The 18135-nt window shown below is 68.4% G+C and carries 17 protein-coding genes, 1 other RNA gene and 1 riboswitch; of the genes, 8 read left to right on the forward strand and 10 right to left on the reverse strand.

The features are described 5' to 3' along the window. Positions 1-21 precede the first annotated feature (21 nt). The 4 genes from cobO to RALTA_RS11895 are packed head-to-tail and all read right to left on the reverse strand — an operon-like array spanning position 22 to position 4410. Positions 22-654, reverse strand: a complete 633-nt coding sequence (gene cobO / locus RALTA_RS11880; RefSeq protein WP_012353677.1) for a cob(I)yrinic acid a,c-diamide adenosyltransferase — start codon at positions 652-654, stop codon at positions 22-24. Beyond that, a complete protein-coding gene (locus RALTA_RS11885) occupies positions 647-1489 on the reverse strand; it encodes an ABC transporter ATP-binding protein (protein WP_012353678.1) in 843 nt (280 codons plus the stop codon). Before RALTA_RS11885 ends, cobO begins: the two co-directional genes overlap by 8 nt. Further along, positions 1486-2493, reverse strand: a complete 1008-nt coding sequence (locus RALTA_RS11890; protein WP_012353679.1) for a FecCD family ABC transporter permease — start codon at positions 2491-2493, stop codon at positions 1486-1488. The genes RALTA_RS11885 and RALTA_RS11890 overlap by 4 nt, the downstream gene beginning before the upstream one ends. Positions 2494-2517: 24 nt before the next feature. Continuing rightward, positions 2518-4410 (reverse strand): TonB-dependent receptor domain-containing protein, encoded by a 1893-nt coding sequence (locus RALTA_RS11895; RefSeq protein WP_012353680.1) that lies wholly within the window; start codon positions 4408-4410, stop codon positions 2518-2520. 74 nt (positions 4411-4484) lie between these two features. Beyond that, a riboswitch (cobalamin riboswitch) is annotated at positions 4485-4777 on the reverse strand. 210 nt (positions 4778-4987) lie between these two features. Here RALTA_RS11895 and RALTA_RS11900 point away from each other — a divergent pair. The 6 genes from RALTA_RS11900 to RALTA_RS11920 all read left to right on the forward strand — a co-directional run bounded on the left by RALTA_RS11900 (position 4988) and on the right by RALTA_RS11920 (position 8404). Next, entirely contained in the window at positions 4988-5308 is a 321-nt protein-coding gene (locus RALTA_RS11900; RefSeq protein ID WP_012353681.1) for a hypothetical protein, read from the forward strand. Next, a complete protein-coding gene (locus RALTA_RS11905; protein ID WP_012353682.1) occupies positions 5305-5637 on the forward strand; it encodes a cell division protein ZapA in 333 nt (110 codons plus the stop codon). The genes RALTA_RS11900 and RALTA_RS11905 overlap by 4 nt, the downstream gene beginning before the upstream one ends. A gap of 237 nt (positions 5638-5874) precedes the next feature. Beyond that, positions 5875-6092, forward strand: a non-coding RNA gene (ssrS, locus tag RALTA_RS29055) — 6S RNA. Between the two features lie 109 nt (positions 6093-6201). Beyond that, positions 6202-6684 carry an EVE domain-containing protein gene (locus tag RALTA_RS11910; protein WP_025583946.1) on the forward strand — a complete coding sequence of 161 codons (483 nt, stop codon included), beginning with the start codon at positions 6202-6204 and terminating at the stop codon, positions 6682-6684. A gap of 67 nt (positions 6685-6751) precedes the next feature. Further along, positions 6752-7576, forward strand: coding sequence for a sulfite exporter TauE/SafE family protein (locus tag RALTA_RS11915; RefSeq protein ID WP_012353684.1), 825 nt, complete (start codon positions 6752-6754; stop codon positions 7574-7576). Positions 7577-7705: 129 nt separating this feature from the next. After that, the gene (locus RALTA_RS11920) at positions 7706-8404 is read left to right on the forward strand and encodes an SIMPL domain-containing protein (RefSeq protein WP_012353685.1); all 699 of its coding nucleotides are present in this window, start codon (positions 7706-7708) and stop codon (positions 8402-8404) included. A gap of 81 nt (positions 8405-8485) precedes the next feature. On the opposite strand, the gene RALTA_RS11925 is transcribed toward RALTA_RS11920, so the two are convergent. From RALTA_RS11925 to RALTA_RS11945, 5 genes are all read right to left on the reverse strand, one after another. Then, entirely contained in the window at positions 8486-10039 is a 1554-nt protein-coding gene (locus tag RALTA_RS11925; RefSeq protein ID WP_012353686.1) for a malonate--CoA ligase, read from the reverse strand. 69 nt (positions 10040-10108) lie between these two features. Continuing rightward, positions 10109-10891, reverse strand: a complete 783-nt coding sequence (locus tag RALTA_RS11930; RefSeq protein ID WP_012353687.1) for an enoyl-CoA hydratase/isomerase family protein — start codon at positions 10889-10891, stop codon at positions 10109-10111. Positions 10892-10934: 43 nt separating this feature from the next. Continuing rightward, positions 10935-11948 (reverse strand): Bug family tripartite tricarboxylate transporter substrate binding protein, encoded by a 1014-nt coding sequence (locus RALTA_RS11935; RefSeq protein WP_012353688.1) that lies wholly within the window; start codon positions 11946-11948, stop codon positions 10935-10937. A gap of 158 nt (positions 11949-12106) precedes the next feature. Beyond that, positions 12107-13570, reverse strand: coding sequence for a malonyl-CoA decarboxylase domain-containing protein (locus RALTA_RS11940; RefSeq protein ID WP_012353689.1), 1464 nt, complete (start codon positions 13568-13570; stop codon positions 12107-12109). 72 nt (positions 13571-13642) lie between these two features. Continuing rightward, complete coding sequence (locus RALTA_RS11945; RefSeq protein WP_012353690.1) at positions 13643-14359, reverse strand: GntR family transcriptional regulator; 717 nt, start codon at positions 14357-14359, stop codon at positions 13643-13645. A gap of 763 nt (positions 14360-15122) precedes the next feature. Between RALTA_RS11945 and RALTA_RS11950 the strand changes: the two genes are divergently transcribed. Beyond that, entirely contained in the window at positions 15123-16214 is a 1092-nt protein-coding gene (locus RALTA_RS11950; protein ID WP_012353691.1) for a YjgN family protein, read from the forward strand. Positions 16215-16220: 6 nt separating this feature from the next. Continuing rightward, complete coding sequence (locus RALTA_RS11955; protein WP_012353692.1) at positions 16221-17240, forward strand: M48 family metallopeptidase; 1020 nt, start codon at positions 16221-16223, stop codon at positions 17238-17240. Between the two features lie 33 nt (positions 17241-17273). Here the strand turns inward: RALTA_RS11955 and lgt are convergent, their stop codons facing one another. After that, the gene (gene lgt, locus RALTA_RS11960) at positions 17274-18092 is read right to left on the reverse strand and encodes a prolipoprotein diacylglyceryl transferase (RefSeq protein ID WP_012353693.1); all 819 of its coding nucleotides are present in this window, start codon (positions 18090-18092) and stop codon (positions 17274-17276) included. Positions 18093-18135 lie beyond the last annotated feature (43 nt).

Below are 18135 nucleotides of genomic sequence, written 5' to 3' on the forward strand. Positions count from 1 at the left end.
TCGGGTACTCAGAAAAAAGGGCTACATTTCCACGCCGCGCTGGGCCTTGATGCCCTGCTGGAACGCGTGCTTGACCGGGGTCATGTCGGTAACGGTGTCGGCCGCCTCCACCAGCGCCGGCGGCGCGCCGCGGCCGGTGATGACCACGTGCTGCATCGGCGGGCGCGCGCGCAGGTCGGCGATGACCTGTTCCACATCAAGATAGTGCAGCTTGAGCGCGATGTTGAGTTCGTCGAGCAGCACCAGGCCGATGCCGGGGTCGCGCAGCATGCCGCGCGCCACCTCCCAGGCGGCCTGCGCCTTGGCCACGTCACGGGCGCGGTCCTGGGTTTCCCAGGTATAGCCCTCGCCCATCACGTGGAAGGCGCATTCGGCTGGAAAGCGGCGCAGGAACATCTCTTCGCCGGTAGGCTGCGCGCCCTTGATGAACTGGACTACGCCCGTGCGCATGCCATGGCCGAGCGCGCGCACCACCATGCCGAAGCCGGAGCTGGACTTGCCCTTGCCGTTGCCGGTGGTGATGACGATCACGCCGCGCTCGTCCTGCGCGGCGGCAATCTTCGCGTCGACGACTTCCTTCTTGCGCACCATGCGCGCCTTGTGGCGGGCATCGCGGTCGGGGTCCTGCGCGGCGGGGTTCTGGTGTTCAGTCATGGTGTGAGTTGGGTAAGGTCGGGCGCGCGCCATCGGGAATCAGCGCGGTATGCGCGCCGTCGCTGACGCTGACGATGGCGGTACGCAGCGCGCGCGAGCAGTGTTCGGGGGTCAGCACCTGCGCGGCGGGGCCGTGCAGCGCGGTGCCGTCTTCGGCCATCAGCAGGGCATGGGTGGCGTAGCGCAGCGCCAGCGTCAGGTCGTGCAGGATCACCACGATGGCATGGCGCCCCGCCCTGGCCAGCGCGGCCAGCTGCTCCAGCACCAGGATCTGGTGGCGCAGGTCCAGGTGCGAGACCGGCTCGTCGAGCAACAGCAGCGGCGCCTGCTGCGCCAGCGCCGCGGCCAGCGAGACGCGCTGCCGCTCGCCGCCGGAGAGCGTCAGCACATCGCGCGCAACGAGCGGCTCGATATCCATGGCGCGGATCACGTCGTGCACGATGCGGTCATCCTCGCGCCCGGTCCAGCCCCAGCCCGACAGGTGCGGATGGCGCCCCACGCGCACGGCGTCGAGCACCGGCATCGGAAAGGTGTCGTGCACGGCTTGCGGCAGGTAGGCGCGCTGGCGCGCCAGCACCGCGGGGTCGACCAGGGCCGGCGCCGTGCCGTCGATCTCCACGCTGCCACCGTCGGCGTGGCGCAATCCGGCCAGCACCGTCATCAGCGTGGACTTGCCGGCACCGTTTGGACCGGCGATGCACCACAGCTCGCCGGCGCCGATGGCCAGGCTCAGCCGGTCCACCAGCACGCGCTGGCTGGTGCGCAAGCGCAGGTCGCGCAGCGTCAGCCGCGGGCAGGCCGCGAGCGGCAGGGACCAGTGCGCGGCGGCGCTCATCGCGGCCTCCGCAACAGCAGGTAGAGGAAAGTCGGCACGCCCAGCAGCCCGGTGATGACGCCCACCGGCAACTGCGCCGGCGCCACCACGGTGCGCGCGATCAGGTCGGCCGCCATCAGCAGCGCCCCGCCCAGCAGCGTCGCGGCCGGCAGCAGCAGGCGCTGGTCGTTGCCCCAGGCCAGCCGCACCAGGTGCGGCACCACCAGCCCGACAAAGCCGATCGAGCCGGCGGTGGTGATGGCCGCGGCAATGCACAGCGACGCCAGCATGAACGTCACCAGCCGCACCCGGCCCACGCGCACGCCCAGCGACTGCGCCACGGTCTCGCCCAGCAGCATCACATTGAGCGCGCGCGCCAGCGGCATGGCCAGCAGCAGCGCCGCGACCAGCGTGGCCAGCGCGCCGCCGTAGCTGGCGGTGCCGCCCAGGTCGCCGGTGAGCCAGAACAGCATGCCGCGCAGGCGCGACTCCGGCGCGACGGAGAGGATCAGCGTAATCACCGCGCCCCAGCCGGCGGCGAGGATCACGCCGGTGAGAAGCAGCCGCGCGCCGGCTTCGCGGTGCCCGCCCTGCACCTGCGGGTGCAGCAGGTCGCGCCGCGCCAGCGATGCCACCAGCACCATCGCCAGCAGGGCGCCGATCGCCGCTGCCGCCTGCACGCCCCACCACGGCGCCAGCGCCAGCATCGCCAGCAGCGCGGCGGTGGAGGCGCCGCCCGATACGCCCAGCACGTAGGGCTCGGCCAGCGGGTTGCGCAGCAGCACCTGCATCAGCGCACCGGACAGGGCCAGCAGCCCGCCGCAGGCAAAGGCCGCGGCCGCGCGCGGCAGGCGCAGCTCATGCACGATGGCGCCGGCGGTGCCGTCGTCGGCCCCGCTCAGCGCCCGCCACAGCTCGCGCGCATCGAGCGCGACGCTGCCCAGCACCAAGGACAAGGCGAACGCGAGCAGCGCCGCGAGCGCCAGCACCAGCCAGATCGCCAGCGCGCGCCGGAACTCAGGCATGGAACTCAGGGCGCGCCCGCGCGCTCATCGCTGGCGCCAGCCCAGCGTGATGAAGCCCGCGCGCCCCTGCGTGTTGTAGGGGTAGGCGAGCTGGTAGTCCTTGTCGAACAGGTTTTCGACGCGGGCGGCGATGAACCATTGCTTGTCGATGTTGTAGCGGGCGTTGAGGTTGACGATACCGTATCCGCCCAGCCGGCGCGAGCCGGCGTCCATGCGCGACGACGACAGCAGCCATTCGCCGCCGAAGCGCCAGTTGCCGATATCGCGGCCCACGTCCAGCGCGGCATGGCGGCGCGCGCGGCGCAGCAGCTGGGTGTTGGTCTGCTCGTCGACCGGATTCTGGAAGGTCACGCTGGCGCCGATGTCGGTGCCGTAGACCCGTGCTCGCCACGACGCCTCGATGCCTTGCACCTTGGCGTCGTTGACATTCTGCGCCAGGAACATGCCGTTGGGCTGCTGTGCCGACACGATCAGGTCGCGGTAGCGGGTCTCGAAGGCAGTCACGCGCAGCAGGCCGGCGCTGGCGGTGGTGTACTGCACGCCGGCCTCGAGTGACCTGGCGCGCTCGGGCTGCAGGTTGGGCTGGCCGAAGTTGGGGTAGTACAGCTCGTTGAAGGTGGGTGCGCGGAAGGCGTTGCTGACGTTGGCGATCAGCTTGAACGCGTCGGTCAGGTTGTAGCCATAGCCGGCGAAGAAGCTGCCCTGGTTGCCGAAGTCGGAATAGTGGTCGTTGCGCGCGTTGAGCTGCAGCTGGTGCTTGCCGAAGCGTCCGTCATAGCCGCCAAACACCGAGAACACATTGCGCGTGGGTGCGCCGTAGGCGCTGGAGTCCAGCTCCTGCTGCAGGTAGTCGGTGCCGAACAGCAGCGTATGGCTGGGGGCCAGCGCGTACTCGTTCTGCCAGTTGAACTGCCGGTTGCGGGTATTGAAGGTGCCGTTGGGCCGGCCGTTGAGGAAGGTATCGCTGCGGTCCTCGCTCTGCGCCAGCTTGAAATGCGTGGTCCAGTCCGCGCCCAGCTTGCCGTTGACGAAGGCCGACAGCGTGTACAGCTCGCTGTTGGTGCGGTTCTCGTCGGTGGGCCGGCCGAAGGCGCTGTCGAACGACAGCTTGCTCTTCGAGTAATAACCGGTGATGCCCGCATCCCAGTTGGGTGTGAAGCGGTGCTTTACCTGACCCGACACGCTCTGGTTCTCGTACGGGTTGTCGTTGGGATTGGCGCGCGGCGCCTGCTTCGTATTGATCGACGAGAAGCCGTCGGTCTTGAACGCCGAGCCGGTCAGGTTGAACGAGGTATCGCCGACCTGGCCGCCATAGCCGACCGTGCCCTGGCGCGTGTTGTTGCTGCCATACTCCACCGCCGCGTTGGCCGCAGGCGGCTGCCCCGCGCCGCTCTTGGTGAAGATCTGCACCACGCCGCCGATCGCGTCCGAGCCGTACAGCGCCGAGACGTTGCCGCGCACCACCTCGATGCGGTCGATCTGGTCGGGCAGGATATTGGCCAGCTGCGCGGTGCCGCTGCTGGCCGACGACACCCGGACGCCGTCGATCAGGATCAGCGCCTGGTTCGAGTTGGCGCCGCGCATGAACAGCGAGGTATTGCTGCCCATGCCGCCGTTGGTCGCGAACTCCACGCCCGCCTGGCTGCGCAGCAGCGTGCGCAGGTCGGGTGCCTGCGCATTGGCAATGTCCTGCTGCGTGACCACCGTGGTATGCGGCAGCGCCTCCGTAATGGCTTGCGCGGTGCGCGTGGAAGTGACCACCACCGGCGCGAGCTGCGCGGCATTGCTGTCCGCTGCCTGCGCGGATGCCGTACCGGGAACGAGGGTGAACGAGGCCATGGCCGCCAGGATGGCGGGCACGAACGGACGCACCGCCGGGCTTGCCGGGCGGGTCGACCTGTGAAGCGATGAACGCATGATGCAGGACTGGATAGGAACGGCCAGGCCCGTTCCCCCGCGGGCCATATGGCGATGAGGCGTGCCGCGCACGGGCGGCAGCCCGCGTTCAGGCCGGTATCCGGGCTGGCGACACGGAACCGGCGCCTTCCCGAACCTGCGGTTCAGTGGCGTGTGGCCGGTCCTGCGGGCATGTGGCCGCGCATCCGATGACGGATCGGGCCTTGCCAGCGGCGTGGCTGGCGCATGCGCACCGCGGTCGCTTACCGTTGCGGGGGCAGCACAGGTTGGCCTGTCCGGCGCGCAGCCGGCCCGGCTCCCTGTTTCCCGTTGAACTGCCCTTTCGCCAGGGACGAAAAGGGCGAGCACCTGGAACGTGCGCGAGTCTAGGGCGTTTCGCCCCCCGCGTCAACGCGACGACCCTAACGCGTGAAGGCCCTGCCCGGTAGCGTTTTGTCACATTCTCGCGGCCTCTTGTGTGCAGAAGCCTGCAACTTCCATGCGGGCGGCCGGTCACAAACCTTTCCTCCGCATTGTGCGCGCCGGCGCATCGGCTAGAATCGCGATACCTGACACTACTCCCATCATGACAGGCCCTATGCTCACCGAACTCGAACAACTGGCCGCCAAGATCGGGCGCGTGCTGCATCATGCGGACACCCTGGCGGCGGAGAACCAGCGGCTGCGCGACGAGATCGCGCGGCTGGAGGGCGAAGCCGCGCAGTTGCGCGGCGAGCGCGAGGCCATGGCCGCCGACCGCGAACTGCTCAATATCAAGATCGAGGAAGCGCAGCTGCGCATCCAGTCCATCCTTGACAAGCTCCCGACCGCCAGCGACACGCGCCAGCTCGACCTGCTCGGCGAAGAGGCCGTGGCGCAGGGCGCCGAAGCGCACAAGGCCCCCGGAGAACACGCATGAGCAACAAGCAAGTCGAAGTCAATATCGCCGGCCAGGCCTACCGCTTTGCCATCGCGCCCGAGAACGAGGCCGCGCTGCTCGAGGCGGTGGCCCTGGTCGACACGCAGATGAACAAGCTGCGCAACGGCAGCGCGGCCAAGGGTGTGGAGCGCGTGGCGGTGATGGCCGCCATCAGCATCGCCTCGGACCTGCTGTCGCTGCAGCGCAAGCAACAGGAAGAAGGCGCGATCCCGGTCGACGCCATCCGCGCGCGCATCCGCGAACTGAACGACCGCGCCGACGAGGCCCTGCGACAGTATGCCCACGTGGGCACCGGTACGCGCGGCTGAGCAGCACCGGATGGGATGTGCTGCGGATGCCGCGCTGCCGCGCAAAATGTAACGACACGCGCGAGCGCACTTGGTATGGCCTGCAACGCGGTGTATAGTGTAGCCAGACTGCACGAGGCACCACAGAAGTGCAGCTGACAGGTCAGGTTACCGCGCCTGGCCGCCGTTTTCATCCCATCCTAGTTAGAAACGGCAAACGTCTGACATCCCGCATTGTGGACAGTCAGACGTTTGACAGTTTCCCTGCCTGGTTCGTGAGGGTCATAAACTCCTTGAACCGATATGCATTGCATGGTGCGGGATTATGTCGCGTGGGCGAGCGCGTCGTCGCATTCATAGTCCGGGCCTGGCCTGGACTCCCTGAGTGGATGATGTACCCGAAATGCGACTTCCGCAGCCACTCTGAACCTCACTTGGGTTCAGGATGCCGACCCAGCGGCCGAGGCGGGGACCCCCTGAAAAAGGCGGTGGTTTTCTGAACCATCGCCTTTTCTTTTGCCTGCATGGTTGCCCGCATGCTTGCCCGTGTTTTCCCGCGCGGGCCCTCCTTTCCTGAGCAGCGCCGTGAGCCCTAACCAGAACCAACGCGCCCGCCAGTACTGGCTGATGAAATCGGAACCGGACGAAGCCAGCATCGATGACCTGGCCCGGGAACATACGCTGCCGTGGACCGGCGTGCGCAACTATCAGGCGCGCAACTTCATGCGCGACGCCATGCAGATCGGCGACGGCGTGCTGTTCTATCACTCGTCGTGCCCGGAGCCCGGCATCGCCGGCCTGGCCGAGGTCTGCTCCGTGCCCTACCCCGACCCCACGCAGTTCGATCGCAAGAGCCCCTACTTCGACGCCGCCTCGAAGCCGGAGGCGCCGCGCTGGCTGCTGGTCGACGTGCGCTTCGACCGCAAGAGCCGGCTGATCCCGCTGGCCGAGCTGCGCGAACATGAAGCGCTGGCCGACATGGTGGTGCTCCGGCGCGGCAACCGGCTCTCGATCACGCCGGTGACGCCGGCCGAATGGCGCTATATCACCGGCAAGCTGATGGGCTGAGCGCTGGTGCGCAGGACCTGGCCTTGCGCGGCAAGGCCATCACAATAACAACAACCTTCCAGACACGATGCCGTTCGACAACCTGCCGGTGCTGATTCCCGCCCTGCTTGCGCTGGGCGCTTTCACCGGCTTCTGTGCCGGCCTGCTCGGCGTGGGCGGCGGCATGATGATGGTGCCGTTCCTGACGCTGCTGTTCACCAGCCTGGGCTTTGCCGGCGAAGCCATCGTCCATATGGCGATAGCCACCTCGATGGGCACCATCCTGTTCACCTCGCTGTCGTCCGTGCGCGCGCACCACAAGCGCGGCGCGGTGCGCTGGCCCATCGTGCTGGCGCTCGCGCCCGGCATCGTGATCGGCGGCATGGTCGGCGGCGGCAAGGTCTTCGCGGCGCTGAAGACCAGCTGGCTGTCGCTGGCGTTCGCCGGCTTCGTCGGCTTCTCGGCGCTGCAGATGCTGCGCAACCGGCGGCCCAGGCCCGGGCGCCAGTTGCCGGGCTTCGCCGGCATGGCCGGCGCGGGCGGCGTGATCGGCTTCCTGTCGAGCCTGGTGGGCGCGGGCGGCGCCTTTGTCTCGGTGCCGTTCATGACCTGGTGCAATGTGCCGATCCACAATGCGGTGGCGACCTCGGCCGCGCTCGGCTTCCCGATTGCCGCGGCCAGCGTGGCGGGCTATATCTGGAGCGGCTGGCACGCGCCCGGATTGCCGGCGGGCTCGCTCGGCTATCTCTACCTGCCCGCGCTGCTGGTGATCGCCGCGGCCAGCGTGCTGACCGCGCCGCTGGGCGCGCGCACCGCGCACCGCATGGATGTGGGCCAGCTGCGCAAGGTCTTCGCGGTGCTGCTGCTGTGCCTCGCGACCTATATGCTGTGGAAGGCCTGGCAGGCATTCTGAACGCCTTCTCACCCGCACGGGCGAAGAGACACCCACGCCGGCATCCTCGCAACAATCGTTTGCAATGTCGCGGAACGATTGCCTCCCGGGCCGCGTCTGACAGCCATCACGTTTGATTGGGAGAACCGCATGAAACAATGGCTCGCCGCCACCCTGCTGGGCACCACCGCCGTCGTCGCCTCGGCGCACGGCGGACCCACTGAAACGCCGTCGGGCGTGCTGTCGCTGACCGCGCAGGCCGTCACCGAGGTGCCGACCGATATCGTGCACCTGACGCTGGCAGCGGAACAGGAAGGCGCGGAACCGTCGGCAATTTCCTCGGCCCTGTCGACCCGGACCCAGACCGTCATCACGCAGGCGCGCCGCGTGCAGGGCGTGACCGCCGAATCCGGCGGCTTCACCATCCACCCCAGCACCGACCGCAACGGGCGCATCAGCACCTGGCGCGGACGCTCGGAGGTCATCCTGAAGTCGCGCGACTTCGGGGCGGTATCGAAACTCGCGGGCGAGCTGGCCAGCCAGATGCAGGTGCAGAACATCGCCTTCTCGCTGTCGCGCGAAGCGCGCGAGGCCGCCGAGACCAAGCTCGCCGAGCAGGCCATCGCCTCGTTCCGCAGCAAGGCGCAGGCCACCACCAGGCTGTTCGGCTACAACAGCTACACCATCCGTGAAGTCAACGTGAATGAGACCGGCATGGTGCCGCCGGTGCCGCGCATGTACGGCGCCGCCAAGGCCATGATGGCCGACGCCGCGGTGCCGGTGCCGGTCGAAGGCGGCAAGACCCAAGTCACGGTCTCGGTGAACGGGTCGGTGCAGATGCTGAAGTAAGAAGGGAGCTTGACCGCCAGGCGGCGCGCTCCCTCTCCCGCTTGCGGGAGAGGGGAGCAAACCCCAGCCTTCCGCGGTCGCTCACAGCCCCGCAAACTTCTCCCGCAGCACGTTCTTCTGCACCTTGCCCATGGTATTGCGCGGCAGCTCGTCGACCACGTGCACGCGCTTGGGCACCTTGAAATTGGCGATGCGGCCCTTGAGCGTGCCGATCAGCGCGCCTTCGTCGATGTCCGCACCGGGCTTGCGCACCACCACCGCCACCACCGCCTCGCCGAAATCGGCGTGCGGCACGCCGATCACGGCGCTCTCGGCCACGCCCGGCATCTCGTCGATAAAGCTCTCGATTTCCTTCGGGTAGACGTTGTAGCCGCCCGAGATGATCAGGTCCTTGCTGCGCCCGACGATGGTCAGGTAGTGGTCCGGCACGGCGCGCTCGCCGGCCTGGCTGACGATGGCGCCGCCGAAGCGGCCGACGTCGCCGGTCTTGAACCAGCCATCGTCGGTGAACTCTTCGCGGGTCTTTTCCGGCATGCGCCAGTAGCCCTTGAAGACGTTCGGGCCCCGCACTTCGACATTGCCGATCTCGCCCGGCGCGCAGCGCTTGCCTTCGCCGTCGACCACGCGCACCGACACGCCCGGCAGCGGCATGCCCACGGTGCCGCCGATGCGTTCGCCCAGCGCCGGGTCATACGGGTTGGACACCAGCATCACGGTCTCGCTCATGCCGTAGCGTTCCAGGATGGTATGGCCGGTGCGCTCGCGGAAAGCGTCGAAGGTCTCCAGCAGCAGCGGCGCCGAGCCCGACACGAACAGGCGCATGCGGCGGCAGGTGTCGTCGTCGAAGCGCGGCTCCTGCAGCATGCGCACGTAGTAGGTCGGCACGCCCATCATCACCGTGCAGCGCGGCAGGAATTTCAGCACTTGCGCCATGTCCAGCTTCGGCGCCCAGATCATCTTGGCGCCGGCCAGCAGCGCGCCATGCGAGGCGACGAACAGGCCGTGCACATGGAAGATCGGCAGCATGTGCAGCAGCACGTCGTCGCTGCGCCAGCCCCAGAATTCGTGCAGCGTCTGCGCATTGGAGGCCAGGTTGCGGTGGGTCAGCATCGCGCCCTTGCTGCGGCCGGTGGTGCCGGAGGTATAGAGGATGGCGGCGAGGTCATCGTCGGCGCGTGCCACCGTCTCGAAGCTATCGGCCTTGCCCGCCGCGCGAGCCAGCAGCGAGCCGCTGCGGTCGTCATCGAGCGTAAAGACATGGTTCACGCCGTGGCGGAACGCCACCTTGGATACCCAGCCGAAGTTCTTGCTGCTGCAGATCACCACCGACGGCTCGGCGTTGCCGACGAAGTAATCGATCTCGGCCTCCTGGTAGGCGGTGTTCAGCGGCAGGTAGACGTAGCCGGCGCGCAGCGTGGCCAGGTACAGGAACAGCGCTTCGGGCGATTTTTCCACCTGCACCGCCACGCGCGCGCCTTCGGGCAGGTGCAGCGAGGCCAGCAGGTTGGCCAGCTTGGCGGTGGCGCGGTCAAGGTCGTCCCAGCTGTAGTACAGGCCGTCGTGCGTCTCGATGCAGCAGGCGGTACGGTCAGCGGGGAAGCGGGATGCGAACAGGGCGAACAGGTTGGCGTTCATGGTAAGGAGCGAACGAAAGGCTAGGAAAGCGAAGCATACGATGGCGGGAAGCAGTGCCGGCGGCGCACCCTAGTTCCCGTGGAACTGCGGTGGCCGGCGCGCTAGGAACGCGGCGACGCCTTCCGCGTGGTCCGCGCCTTCGGCATAGGCGAAATGCGCGTCCAGCTCGGCCGCCGACAGCGGCGCCGGGGATGGCGCCAGCCGGCGGATGGTGGCCTTGTTGATGCGCGCTGCGGCGGGCGCTCCGGCAGCGATGCGGCGCACCGTGGCGTCGACCTCGGCGGCCAGCGCGGCGGGCTCGACCACGCGGGTCAGCAGGCCCTTGTCACGCGCCTCGGCGGCATCGAAGACGCGGCCCTCGAGCAGGATCTCCAGCGTCGCGGCGCGGCCCGCCAGCGCCAGCAGCCCTTGCAGCTCGCCGGGCGCCATCGGGAAGCCCAGCCGGTTGATCGGCACGCCGAAGCGGCTGTCCGAGGCGGCGATTCGCAGGTCGCAATGGCAGGCGATTTCCAGCCCGCCGCCCACGCACACCCCTTCGATCATCGCCACGGTGGGATGCGTGCATTGCGCCACCGCCGCCAGCGCGGGTGCGATCGTGGCCATGTGGTAGTGGCGCACCGCGGCCTCGTCGCCGCGTTCGGCGGGAAACTCGGCGATATCGGCGCCGGCGGCAAAGTTGCCGTCGGCGCCGCGCACCACCACGCAGCGCAGCGAGGTATCGGCCGACAGCCGCGCAAAGCCGGCCGCCAGCTCGCGCCACATCTGCGCGGAAATGGCGTTGAGCTTGCCCGCGTGCGCCAGCGTCACGGTCGCGGTGGTGCCCTGCACGGCAAAACGCACGGTGCCGCTCATGGGCGCATCCCTTGGCTTCGGATCGGCATTGGCATGTGCTGTCTCAGTCCATCTTGGCGCCGGACTGCTGCACCACCTGGGCCCAGCGGCGAATCTCGGCGTGCTGGAACTGGCCGAACTGCTCCGGCGTGAACGCCGGCGTTTCCGAGCCGTTGTTCAGCCAGACCTGCTTCAGCTCCGGCGTGTTCAGCGCCTTCTCGGTTTCGGCATAGAGGCGGTCGACAATGTCCTTGGGCGTGCCCTTGGGCACCCACATCGCATACCACGTCGACACCTCGTAGTTGGGCACGCCGGCCTCGGCCGCGGTCGGCACATTGGGGAAGGCCGGCGAGCGCTTGCTCGACGCCACCGCCAGCGCCTTGATGCGGCCCGCTCGGATATGCTGCGCCGACGAGCCCAGCCCGTCGAACATCAGGTCGACCTGGCCCGCGATCAGGTCCGACAGTGCCGGGCCCGCGCCCTTGTACGGGATATGGGTGATGAAGGTCTTGGTCTGGATCTTGAACAGCTCGCCCGCCAGGTGGTGCGACGAGCCGTTGCCGGCCGAGCCGTAGTTGAGCTTGCCGGGGTTGGCGCGGGCGTAGGCAATCAGCTCCTGCAGCGTGTTGGCCTTGACGCGGCTGGGATTGACCACCACCACCTGCGGCGGCTGCGCGATCACCGTGACGGGAATGAAGTCCTTCTCGATGTCGTAGTCCAGCTTCTTGTAGAACGACGGCGCGATGGCGTGGTGGGCGCCGCCGATAAACACGGTGTAGCCGTCCGGCGCGGCCTTGGACGCGAGGCTGGCGCCGACCGTGCCGCCGGCGCCGCCGCGGTTGTCGATCACGAACTGCTTGCCGAGCTGCTTGGACAGCTGCGCTGTCAGCGGGCGCGCGAAGGCATCGGTGCCGCCGCCTGCGGGGAACGGCACGATTACGGTAACCGGCTTGGACGGCCAGGTATCGGCATGCGCGGCCGGGGCGGCGAGCATGGCGCCGGCACCGACGCCGGCAACGCCCAGGGCCAAGCCGACGGCGCGCGCGCAGGCGGCCAGGCTGAACTGACGACGATTCATCTTTGTCTCCTCTCTCTTCTGGAAAGTCAATCTGATGGCCGCGCGCGCCGGCATGGGCGCCGCGCGGCGGTGTTGCTGCTACGACAGGGCTCCCGACAAAACGGCGCGGCGCGCCAGGCGCCGCGGGTGCGAGGGCGATTCCCGTGACCGGACCAGGATCACAGCAGCTTCCCGACGCTGCGGCTGATGCGCGGGTTGCCTGCGCCCAGGCGTGCCAGATTGTCATCCAGCGCCTCGGGCACGTAAAGGTAATTGACCATCATGCCGCAGCTCTGGCTGCGGCCCTTGCGCGACAGGTCGGCGCCCCAGTTGAGCCGCTCCACGCAGGCACCGTTGCCAAGGTGGAAGCGCGCCACCGGGTCGGCCGGCATAGCCTGGTTGCGTTCGCGCACCAGGAAGTGCGCGGCCAGGGTCAGCGCGGTGTCGCGCACCACGGCATCGGCGGCATCCGGCGCCAGCGCCTCCAGCCAGGCCGCGCCGTCGGCTGGTGCGCTGCCGTGCCGCTCGTTCCAGCGCGCCAGCCGCTTGTCGCCCAGCACGCGCGCCACGGTCTCGCCGTCCTGCTTGCGCAGCCAGTCGGCAAAGCCGGGAATCGGCGACAGGGTGGCGAACTGCTTCACTTTCGGGAATTCGCGCTGCACTTCCTCGATCACGCGCTTGAGCAGGAAGTTGCCGAAGCTGACGCCGCGCAGCCCCGCCTGCGTATTGCTGATCGAATAGAAGATCGCCCACTTGACGCGGCGCAGGTCTTCCAGCGGCGCGGCTTCGTCCAGCAGGGTATGGACGTCGGCTGCCATCTCGGGGGCAAAGGCTACCTCGACGAAGATCAGCGGCTCGCGCGGAATGCGCGGGTGGAAGAAGGCGTAGCAGCGGCGGTCGGAATCGAGCCGGTTGCGCAGGTCGGTCCACGAGGCAATCTCGTGCACCGCTTCGTAGCGAATCAGCTTTTCCAGCAACGACGCGGGCGAGTCCCAGGTAATCGGCTGAAGCTCGAGCAGGCCGACGTCGAACCAGTTGGAGAACAAGGCCTCCAGGTCTTCGTCGAGCGGGCGCAGCCCTGGCATGCGGCGCTGCCAGCGCAGCATGTCGGCGCGCAGCTGGATCAGGAAGTGCAGGCCGCAGGCGCTGTTGCCGCGCTGGCCATGCAGTGCGGCCAGCCGCTTGAAGAAGCGGATGCGCGCGTTGGACAGCGCCTGGCCCAGGTTCGATTGGCTGGCCTGCGCACGGCTCGCGCGCGCGGACTTGTCGCCGTCGGCAGCGGCCTCTTCGCTGCCGCTGCTCGCCACCTCGGCCAGCACGGCCAGCATGCCGCGCCGCGTGGCCTCGCCGGCGGCCTCGTATTCGGCCTGCCAGGCCTGCGCGGCGGCGTTGGCGGCGCCGTCGGTCAGGCGCGCATCGAAGCACAGGCGCAGCTGTTCGCGCTGGCGGCGCACCACGCGCGCCGGCAGCGGCGTCTCGCCATCGGCAGGCGTGGCGGCCCTGGCATCGCCATTGGCCCTGGCGTCGGCCTCACCCTTGCGCCCCCACCAGCGGCCCAGCCGCGACAGGATATTGGAGCCCGACGGCTCGCTCTCGCCCAGTGGCGCGCTGATCTTCTGGTCACCCGTATCGAAGGAGTTCATGCGGTACCTGCCTTGGTGCGTCGATCTGAACGTGGGGGAAAACTCCGGTCCGGCGTGGTGCGGGCCCGGGCGCTACTCTTCGCCGCTCGCCACGCGCAAGGCCGGCGGGGAGCGCACGGCCAGCGCCGGCGGCGCCGCGGCGCTGCCGGCATCGAGGGCCTGCAGCGCCGCGCGCTGGCGCAGCAAGTGGGTCTTCATCATGGCTTCGGCGCCCTCGGGATCGCGGGCCTTGAGCGCGGCGAACACGCTCAGGTGCTCGGTGCAGGACTCCTGGATCCGCCCCGGCAGCTTCAGGCTCTTGTGGCGCGACAACCGCAGCACCTTGCGCAGGTCGCTGATCAGCCCGGTCAGCCAGCGATTGCCCGCCAGCCGCTGGATCGCTTCGTGGATCTGGGCGTTGGTCTCGTAGTAGGCATCGATATCGCCGGCCTGCGCATAACGGGCCAGGTCGGCGTGCAAGCCGTCGAGCGCGTCGAGATCGGCGCGCGTGGCGTTGCGGGCTGCTTCATACGCGCAACGTCCTTCCAGCAACGCCATCAGCGGAAAGATTTCGTCCAGGTCCTGCTCGGACAGTTCATTGACGAAGCAGCCGCGGCGCGGCTCCAGCCGCACCAGGCCTTCGGCGGCAAGCACCTTGAGCGCCTCGCGCAACGGCGTGCGCGAAATGCCCAGCGTTTCGGCCATCGCGGTCTCATCGATCCATGCGCCCGGCACCAGCGTATGCGCGTCGATCATCGCGCGCAGCCGGTCTGCCACTTCCAGGTACAGCGCCTTTTGGACGATGCGCATGCCCACTCCTGTCTCGCCTCGGGAGCACACGCGCGTTTGCGCCGGATCCCATAATTCATAATTATGAATTAGGACGCGAACGATACAAGAACTTTCGATGTTGCGCCGCAATGCCGGGCGCTTGAAGCAAAGCCGGGGACGAAGAGATGAGGTGCGGCGGGCGTTCCCTGCCTCCCCGCAAGGAACGCCCGCGCCTGAAAGAACTGCCGGTACTGCGTGATTATCGCTGGCGAGTTCCGAGTGGGATCCGCCGCGTGGGTCCATGGATTAACCTGGCGCTGGCCCTGCGCCACCCCTGTTGCAAACGCGCCAAGCGCGTGGATTTTCCCGTGCCCTTTCTCCGTGCAGCGCGGCTAGCGTAACTCTCGACCCGAAGAGCCGTACTCCCCCCTGGCACTGCCGTGGCGGCTGTGGCTCGCCGCTCATCTTGTAACAAAAACACTAGCGATTTACGTGCCAGTCGGGCTAAGCCCTTGATTTTATGGATGGCACCCAAGCGAAATTTGTTACAGGATGGTCATAGTGTAACAGGATGTTTCCGAAGTGTTACGAGGGTTTTCCATGGTGATGTCGTTGAGACACAGGCCGGCAGCAAGCGCTTGTGCGGATTGTGCGGTATGCGATATTTATCGATGTCAGAATGTGAGGCAGTCGCCCCAATTGCCCCGGCTGGCATCGTTGCGTTTTTGAAACAGCGTTTGCCATCACGGATTACCGGCTGGTTTTTTCCTGAATCGATCGCACATCACCTGGAGCTCACGCCATGCAAGCTGGCAGCAGCGATTTCACTCTGGCCCCCACCCCGGCAGCCTCGGCATCACCCACCGCCCCACACCCTGCCGCGCTGCGACCGCTCGCCCTGAGCTTTACCGGTTCGGGCTCGGAGTATTTCCGGATCTGGATCGTCAATGCGCTGCTGACCCTCGTTACCCTTGGGATCTATTCGGCCTGGGCCAAGGTGCGCACGCTGCAGTACTTCTATCGCAATACGCGGCTGGACGGCGCCAGCTTCGACTACCACGGCAAGCCGTCGGCGATCCTGAGAGGCCGGGCCATCGTGTTCGCGCTGGTGCTCGCCTTCCAGTTTGCCTCGACCTTCTCGCCGTTCCTGGCACTGGCGATGCTGCTGGTGCTGCTGGCGGTGTTCCCCCTGCTGCTGGTGCGTTCGCTGCGGTTCCGCATGGCCAACTCGGGCTACCGCGGGCTGCGCTTCGCCTTCACCGGCGGCGATGCCGAGGCCTACCGCGTGTTCGTGCTGTGGCCGCTGGCCGCGGTGGCGACGCTGGGCTTGCTGGGGCCGGTGGCGCACCAGCGCTTCAAGCGCTACCAGCATAACCACACGCGCTTCGGCACCGCACCGTTCGGCTTCCATGCCACGGCGGGGCATTTCTACCAGGCCTACCTGCGCGCCTTCGGCGTGGTGCTGGCGGCCACGCTGGTGATGGCCGTGACCGGCTTCCTGATGGCGCCGGGCATCGGCAATTTCGGCGCGGCGGCGCTGCTCGGCTTCGGCATCGCCGGCTTCTACCTGGGCATGCTGTCGGTCAGCCCCTACCTGATGGCGCGACTGCAGAACGTGGTGTGGAGCCACACCACGCTGGCGCCGCACGCGTTCCGCAGCGAGGTGAGCGCCGCGCGCATGGTCTTCATCTTCGTCACCAACCTGATTGCCATCGCGCTGACGCTGGGCCTGTTCGTGCCGTTCGCGCGCGTGCGTGCAACACGCTACCGCCTGCAGTGCGTGACCATGCTGGCGGCCGGCTCGCTCGACAGCTTCGTCGCCGGCGAAGTCCAGCAAGTGGGCGCACTGGGGGATGCGGCAGTAGACTGGTACGACATCGACATCGCGCTCTGACGCGCCATGGTTCCGGTCACCTTCTTCGACGGCCGCTCGTCGCGCGCGCATCCGGCCACGCTCGCCGTGGAGGCGCAGCAGGCCGTGCTGCGCGACGCCGACGGCACCGAACTGCGGCGCGCGCCGCTGTCGCAGCTGCGCGTGTCGGAACGCGTGCGGCGCGCGCCCCGGCTGGTCACCTTTGCCGACGGCGCCTTCTGCGAAGTCGCCGACCATGCCGCTTTCGACCGCCTGCTGGCCGCCACCGGCCACCGAGACAGCCTGGTGGCGCGCGCGCAGAACAGCTGGCGCCTGGCAGGCATGGCCGTGGCGGGCCTGGTGGCGGTACTGGTGCTGGGCTACTACGTCTTGCTGCCGTGGGGCGCGGGCATGATGGCACGCGCGGTGCCGGCCGAACTGGAGGCGCGGCTGGGTGAACTGACGCTGGCCAGCCTGGACAACGGCGTGGTCGGGCCGACGCAATTGCCGGCCGCCGAGCAGGCCCGCATCCGCGCCGGCTTCGCGGCGTTGCGGCGCCCGCGCGACGCGGCGCACGACTACCAGATCCTGTTCCGCCAGGGCGGCGAGATCGGCGCCAATGCGCTGGCCTTGCCGGGCGGCACCATCATCGTCACCGACGAGCTGGTCGGCGTGGCGGGCACCGGCGCCGGCCTGATGGGCGTGCTCGCCCACGAAGCGGGCCACGTGGCACGCCGCCACGGGCTGCAGCAGGTGATCCAGGGATCGGCACTGGCGGCACTGTCCGCCTACCTGTTCGGCGATATCTCGTCAGTGCTGGCGGGCGTACCCGCCGCCATGCTGACGTTGCGCTATTCGCGCGACCACGAACGCGAGGCCGACGCCTATGCCATCGACGTCATGCAGCGCAACGGCCTGCCGCCGGCGGCGCTGGCCGACGTGCTGGTCGCGCTGGAGCAGCGCGAGGGCAAGCCCGGCGAAGCGCAGGCCAGTCGTGGCGAAGACTTCCTGTCGACGCACCCGCATACCCAGGCGCGCATCGACACGTTGCGCCGCGCCGGCCGCTAGCACGGCGCGCGGGCACGGCGGGGGGGGCGGGGCTCAGGCCGCCGGCTGCGGCGCCCCGGCGCCGGGCTGGCGGCGGTAGGCCCAGATCACCATGGCAATGCCCGCCAGGATCATCGGCAGGCTCAGCCACTGGCCCATCGACAGTTTCAGCGCCAGCAGGCCCAGGAAATTATCGGGCTCGCGCGCGAATTCCGCGGCGAAGCGGAACGCGCCGTAGCCGATCAGGAAGACACCCGACACCGCGCCCATCGGCCGCGGCTTGCGCGCGAACAGCCACAGGATGACGAACAGCGCCACGCCCTCGCCGGCAAACTGGTAGAGCTGCGACGGATGGCGCGGGATATTGTCGCCGGCCTGCGGGAAGATCATGCCCCACGGCAGGTCGGTGGCACGTCCCCACAGCTCGCCGTTGATGAAGTTGCCGATGCGCCCGGCGGCCAGTCCGCAGGGGATCATCGGCGCGATGAAGTCGGTCACTTCCATCCAGTGGCGCCGGCGCAGCCTGCCGAACAGCCACATCGCCACCACCACGCCGAGGAAGCCGCCATGGAAGGCCATGCCGCCCTCCCACACCTTGAAGATCTCCATCGGATGCGACAGGTAGTACGACGGCTTGTAGAACAGCACATAGCCCAGCCGCCCGCCCAGGATCACGCCCAGCACGCCGAAGAACAGCATGTCGTCCAGGTCGCGCGTGGTCCAGCCCCTGGCGGCGACATGCGGCTGGCGGATGCGCAGGCGGCCGAACCACAGGAACATGATGAACCCGGCCAGGTACATCAGCCCGTACCAGCGGATCGCAAGCGGGCCCAGGTGGATGGCAACCGGGTCGAACTGGGGATGAATCAGCATGTTGGCGTGAATGGTGGTTGTGGGGCTGCGGCTATGCCGGCTG

The sequence above is a fragment of the Cupriavidus taiwanensis LMG 19424 genome (assembly GCF_000069785.1).
Taxonomy (GTDB): Bacteria; Pseudomonadota; Gammaproteobacteria; order Burkholderiales; family Burkholderiaceae; genus Cupriavidus; species Cupriavidus taiwanensis.